This is a genomic window from Microcystis sp. M49636_WE2 (assembly GCF_030065375.1).
GTDB classification, from domain to species: domain Bacteria; phylum Cyanobacteriota; class Cyanobacteriia; order Cyanobacteriales; family Microcystaceae; genus Microcystis; species Microcystis aeruginosa_C.
Map to the genome: position 1 here is coordinate 1 of NZ_JASJFG010000118.1, position 5,513 is coordinate 5,513.

The 5,513-nt window shown below is 41.9% G+C and carries 2 protein-coding genes, 1 tRNA gene and 1 pseudogene; 3 read left to right on the forward strand and 1 reads right to left on the reverse strand.

Going from position 1 to position 5,513, the window contains the following annotated elements:
* Window positions 1-272: 272 nt before the first annotated feature.
* Window positions 273-554, forward strand: a pseudogene (locus tag PX484_RS02750) (flavin reductase family protein); the annotation flags it as partial.
* 381 nt (window positions 555-935) lie between these two features.
* Window positions 936-4,601 (forward strand): magnesium chelatase subunit H, encoded by a 3,666-nt coding sequence (gene bchH, locus PX484_RS02755; protein WP_288102774.1) that lies wholly within the window; start codon window positions 936-938, stop codon window positions 4,599-4,601.
* A gap of 291 nt (window positions 4,602-4,892) precedes the next feature.
* Here the strand turns inward: bchH and moaC are convergent, their stop codons facing one another.
* On the reverse strand, window positions 4,893-5,393 hold the full coding sequence (moaC, locus tag PX484_RS02760) for a cyclic pyranopterin monophosphate synthase MoaC (protein WP_288102776.1): 501 nt from the start codon (window positions 5,391-5,393) through the stop codon (window positions 4,893-4,895).
* A 43-nt stretch (window positions 5,394-5,436) separates the two neighbouring features.
* On the opposite strand from moaC, the gene PX484_RS02765 reads away from it, so the two are divergent.
* Window positions 5,437-5,510 (forward strand) — tRNA-Arg (locus PX484_RS02765).
* Window positions 5,511-5,513 lie beyond the last annotated feature (3 nt).

Sequence of the window (5,513 nt, forward strand, 5' to 3'; positions counted from 1 at the left end):
AGGAAAATCCTTGCCAGAACTGAATTTTAGCGATTTAGGTTGTCCTAACTAACTCGTTCTCTGCTATAAGTCTTATTAAGGGGGTGTTAGACCGATGCAGGTGAGATAGTGGCAGCAATTCTCATTTTGAAACGATTTTGCGTTGTTTCAGCGATCTAGAGATTCGTTAAGAATTATTAACCCCTCTGGGTGCAAGGGTTTTAATGTCATGAAACCTTAAAATGAGAATTGCTGATAATACCTCCCATCGACTCTACCCACTTTATATCCATTTTGTCCTTAATATCCTCCAAGAAGGACAACATATAGCTTTAATGAAGCATTTTCTCAAACGTTTTACTCCAGGAGAAGATCGTTTCGCTAATATCGAAACCACTAAAGCTGAGAACGGTGGGCTGATTTTGGCCGAAGCGCTCGCTTATCTGGAATGTCGGGTAGAACAACGAATGGAGTGCGGTGATCATTGGTTGATTTATGCGATCGCAGAAAAAGGTAAGGTTTTACACCAAGGTTTAACCGCCATCCATCATCGCAAATCTGGCAGTTATTATTAATTTGTCGTTATGATCATTTCAGGGGGTGTTTTCAGGCAGGATAACGCACCCTGATTGGTCTAATCTAATACTAAATCAGGCTACATATCAGGATAGACACTCCCGCAAGTGCAGTGACTCTTAAATTATTACAGATGTATCAGCGGCTGCGTGTAAGCATCCCACCGAAAAACTAATGCGCGGGGGGTTTGGGGGCGGCGCCACGCCCCCAACGGGGGGTTTGGGGGGTAGAACCCCCCAAAGGCTTGGATTGAGTGATAAAATCGCAAGTAATACGGCCATCCGTTGAGTATAAGCTACATATCAGGAGAGGCACTCATGCAAAAGGGGGAATAAATAATCAGTTTTTAATAACCAGATTTAGTATAAAAATATATTCTTATGAAAAGCATTGTTTTAATTGTTGGCTTTGAAACCTTTAACACCAATTTATATCGGCAATCGGGCCTGTTGGCTAGTTCTAAATGTCCCGATTTAGAAGTAAAAGTATTCAGCGATAAATCCTTGACTAGCGAACCGGAAATAGTCGAGCAAGCTTTAGCCAATGCCGACGTTTTTTTTGCTAGTTTGATCTTCGATTACGATCAAGTTACTTGGCTGCGGCAACGAGCGGCAGAGATTCCGATTCGCTTAGTTTTTGAGTCTGCTTTAGAGTTAATGAGTTTAACCCGTTTGGGAGAATTTGCCATCGGGGATAAACCAAAAGGAATGCCAAAACCAATTCAATTTATCTTAAGTAAATTTTCCAGTGGCAAGGAAGAAGATAAGTTAGCCGGTTATCTCAGTTTCCTCAAAACTGGTCCGAAACTGCTGAAATTTATTCCCGCTAAAAAAGTTCAAGATTTGCGTAATTGGTTAATTATTTACGGTTATTGGAATGCGGGAGGAACCGAAAATGTTGCCGCTATGTGTTGGGTAATTGCCCAAAAATATCTAGGATTAAAAGTACGGGAAATACCCGAAGTTATCGAAACTCCCAATAAGGGACTATTACACCCCGATTATCAGGGTTATTTTCTCACTCCCCAAGAATATTTGACTTGGTATAAAAAAAATAAATCTCTTGATAAACCAGTGGTGGCACTGCTGCTTTATCGGAAGCACGTTATCAGTAAACTACCCTATATTAATCAATTAATCCGTCATTTTGAAACGGCTAATTTAATTCCCCTACCCGTGTTTATTAACGGAGTAGAAGGCCATACAATTGTTCGGGATTGGTTAACCACAGACTACGAAATTCAGCAAAGAAAAAAAGGAATCATTGAAACTCCTTCTTTAAGTGAAGATGCGGTGACAGTAGATGCAATTGTCTCGACGATTGGCTTTCCTTTGGTGGGGGGTCCTGCGGGTTCTATGGAAGCAGGAAGACAGGTAGAAGTGGCTAAACGAATTCTGTCCGCTAAAAATATTCCTTATCTTATCGCTGCCCCTTTATTGATTCAAGATATTTATTCTTGGACAAGACAGGGAATCGGTGGTTTACAGAGTGTGGTTCTATACGCTTTACCTGAATTAGATGGAGCAATTGATACGATTCCTCTGGGGGGATTAGTGGGGGAAACTATCTATTTAATCCCCGAAAGATTACAGCGTTTAACTGGACGTTTGCATAGTTGGATTAAGTTACATAAAACCCCTCCGCAAGAACGCAAAATAGCCATCATTCTCTATGGATTTCCCCCGGGTTATGGGGCAGTTGGTACGGCAGCTTTATTAAATGTTCCCCGGAGTTTAGTTAAGTTTTTACAAGCTTTACAAGCGCAGGGTTATAATCTGGGAACGATTCCCGAAGACGGGGAAGAAATTATTCAAAAAGTTAAATTTGCCGATGATGAAAATCTCTCTAAACAAAATCGTTTATCGATAGAAACTTTAGAAAATTGGCTAGGTTATCTGTTAACTTCTCGCATTGAAAAACACTGGAAATCTCTGAAAGATGCGGGGATAAAAACTATTGGCGATCAGTATCATTTAGGGGGTATTGAGTTAGGTAATATCTGGATTGGAGTGCAGCCACCTTTAGGAATTGCTGGGGATCCGATGCGGTTAATGTTTGAAAAAGATTTAACTCCTCACCCTCAGTATGCAGCCTTTTATCAGTGGTTGCAAAAAGATTTTAAGACCGATGCTATCGTTCATTTTGGTATGCACGGAACCGTCGAATGGCTGCCCGGTTCACCCCTAGGAAATACCAGTTATTCTTGGTCAGATATTTTATTAGGAGATTTACCGAATTTATATATTTATGCCGCTAATAATCCCTCGGAATCTATCCTAGCTAAACGTCGCGGTTATGGGGTGTTAATTTCCCATAATGTGCCTCCCTACGGACGAGCGGGATTATATAAAGAATTGATGATTTTGCGAGATTTGATTGCCGAGTTTCGAGAAAATCCTGAGAAAAATTACGCTTTAAGAGATAGTATCCTGCAAAAGATTATTGATACAGGTATCTCTAAAGATTGTCCTTTTCTGGAAGCAGAAAAACAGGGAATAGAATTCACTTTAGAAAATGCCAAATTATTTAGCCGCTATGCACTAACCGATTATTTTGTCAAGGTGTATAATTACCTACAAATCGTCGAACAAAGACTATTTTCTTCGGGTTTACACACCCTAGGCACTGCTCCCAATCAGGAAGAATTAAAAGGTTATCTTGACGCTTATTTTACCGATTTATCTGAGCGAGAATTTCAGCAAATTATCGCTGACGAAGCAACCAATGAAAAGGTTAAAGAAGGCATTACTATTAAAAATTTATTAGGACAAAATAGCGAAGAATTAACTAATCTTTTGCGGGGATTAAATGGGGAATATGTACCACCGGCACCGGGGGGTGATTTACTCCGGGATGGTGCGGGAGTTTTACCCACAGGACGCAATATACACGCTTTGGATCCCTACCGGATGCCTTCCCCCGCAGCCTACACTCGCGGACGAGAAATCGCCAAAAAACTGCTACAACAAAACTTAACCGAAAAAGGAAAATATCCCGAAACTGTAGCAGTTTTACTCTGGGGATTAGATGTGATTAAAACTAAGGGTGAATCCCTGGGTATTCTCTTAGAATTAGTCGGTGCGGAACCAGTGAAAGAGGGGACAGGAAGAATTGTCAGGTATGAATTAAAACCTCTAGGAGAAATTGGACACCCGCGCATCGATATTTTGGCTAATTTATCGGGAATTTTTCGCGATACTTTTATCAATATTATCGAGTTATTGGATGATTTAATGCAGCGGGCAGCTGAGATAGAAGAATCGGAAAATGATAATTATATCCGTAAGCACTATTTAGCCTTAAAAAGTCAAGGAATTGACAATGCCAGCGCTCGTTTATTTTCCAATCCTGCTGGGGATTTTGGCTCTTTAGTTAATGACCAAGTAGTGGAGGGAAATTGGGACAATGACAACGAATTAGCGAAAACTTGGGAAAAGCGTAATGTTTTTAGTTATGGTCGTCAAGATAAGGGACAAGCGCGGCCAGAAGTGCTACAACAGTTATTAAAAACCAGTGAAAGTATTATCCAAGAAATTGACTCGGTAGAATACGGTTTAACCGATATTCAGGAATACTACGGCAATACAGGAGGATTAAAATTAGCCGCAGAAAAACAAAGCGGTAAACGGGTGATGACGAGTTTTGTCGAGAGTTTTTCCAATGATACAACTCCCCGCAAATTAGAGGAGGTTTTGCGCTTAGAATACCGCAGTAAATTACTCAATCCTAAATGGGCCAATGCCATGGTTAATCAAGGTTCCGGTGGGGCCTACGAAATCTCCCAAAGAATGACCGCTTTAATTGGTTGGGGCGGTACGGCTAATTTTAGTGACGATTGGGTGTATGATCAGGCAGCCGATACCTACGCTTTTGATACAGAAATGGCGGAAAAATTGCGTCAAGCTAATCCCGAAGCTTTCCGTAATATTGTCGGTAGAATGTTAGAAGCACAGGGTCGCGGTTTTTGGCAAGCAGACCCCGACAAATTAGAGAAATTACAGGAATTATATCAATTGACCGATGAAAAATTAGAAGGGGTTACTTAGGTTTTTTAGGCTGCATCTCATTTTTGTCAATCTACCAAGTTGGGATTTTTACGGGGACACTCTCGGCTAAAATCGGTCATTACTTCCGATTTTACCACTCAATCCAAGCCTTTGGGGGGTTCTACCCCCCAAACCCCCCGTTGGGGGCGTGGCGCCGCCCCCAAACCCCCCGCGCATTAGTTTTTCGGTGGGATGCTTACACGCAGCCGCTGACCCATCTGTAATAATTTAAGAGTCACTGATAATTGCTGATTGTCGGTATTTCTGCAAATGTGAGATGCACCCGGGTTTTCATCGCAACAGGGAATCCTGATGATAATCTGATTTTCCTCCTGTTTTACTCAGCAGACGGATATTTTCAATCAGGATTGATTTTTCTAACGCTTTAGCCATATCGTATAAAGTCAAGGCTGCCACAGATACCGCCGTTAAAGCCTCCATTTCTACACCGGTTTCCGATTTTGTCACCACTTCTGCCCGAATTTCGTAGCCGGGTAACTCTGCTTTCGGGATAATCTGAACATTGATTTTTTGCAGGGGTAAGGGATGGCAAAGGGGAATTAAGGAGGAAGTTTGTTTGGCCGCCATAATTCCCGCTAGTCTGGCCGTCCCTAAAACGTCACCTTTAGGCGCATTTCCCTGTTCTATGGCTTCAAAAGTCGTTTTTAGCATTCTCACTTGTCCTAGGGCGATAGCAGTGCGTTTAGTGGGCATTTTCTCCGATACATCCACCATCTGGGCCTCGCCTTGGCTGTCGAGATGACATAATTTTTCTTTACCCTCTTGCGTCATTGAATGAACCTGTGCTATAGTAGTTTACTGTTGAGAAAAACAAGGGCTTGTAGCTTAGTGGATTAGAGCGTGTGGCTACGGACCACAAGGTCGGGAGTTCGAGTCTCTCCAAGCCCGTTA

Excerpts from the sequence above, each read along its gene's own strand:
- bchH (WP_288102774.1), top strand. The coding sequence starts at position 936 with ATGAAAAGCATTGTTTTAATTGTTGGCTTTGAAACCTTTAACACCAAT.
- moaC (WP_288102776.1), bottom strand. The coding sequence starts at position 5,393 with ATGACGCAAGAGGGTAAAGAAAAATTATGTCATCTCGACAGCCAAGGC.